The sequence below is a fragment of the Vibrio sp. 704 genome (genome assembly GCF_033339295.1).
The window spans coordinates 1-523 of the sequence record NZ_JAWOUH010000991.1 but is presented as its reverse complement, the minus strand read 5'-3'; the positions used below and the strand labels follow the sequence as shown (position 1 = coordinate 523).

1 pseudogene is annotated in these 523 nt (G+C 48.8%); it reads right to left on the bottom strand.

Going from position 1 to position 523, the window contains the following annotated elements:
* Positions 1-309 (bottom strand): annotated as a pseudogene (locus tag R7R24_RS30285) (copper transporter); the annotation flags it as partial.
* Positions 310-523 lie beyond the last annotated feature (214 nt).

Below are 523 nucleotides of genomic sequence, written 5' to 3'. Positions count from 1 at the left end.
TGCGTGAACTTGCAACGACAAACCATCGGCTTGTTGATTGGCTTTCTTTTGTTGAAGGTCGAGCGTCGAGCCACGTTCGAACTGTTGCATCAAACCGACGGAGATATTGGTCATCGGATCTTCGTCAAATTTGAAGCTATCGACAGGCAAACCACCAAAACCGACTTTCAGTTTCGGGTCCATCAAGGTTGCGCTGGCTACGCCTGTTTCACGCATCGCTTCCGATTGAGCATAGAACTGTTTACGGTTGCCATCGTTGCTCAACGCAACGCTAATGAGGTTTGCTAGCTCATTGGTTGACTGAGCTTGCGCTTCTTGTTGTGCTTTCGTATTGGCTGGCGATTGTGCCACCACATTGAAAGCAGGTAGGGCAACCAGAGCCAGTGAGCATACCGGTGCCACTAAGCGATTTGGGTTGAATTCCATAATTTACATCCAAATTGATACCAAGCTCTTTTGCGTTTCGGGAACGATTGAACCGAGCGGGAGAGCGTTGGTATTTGCCAAACGGATGACGTGCTTT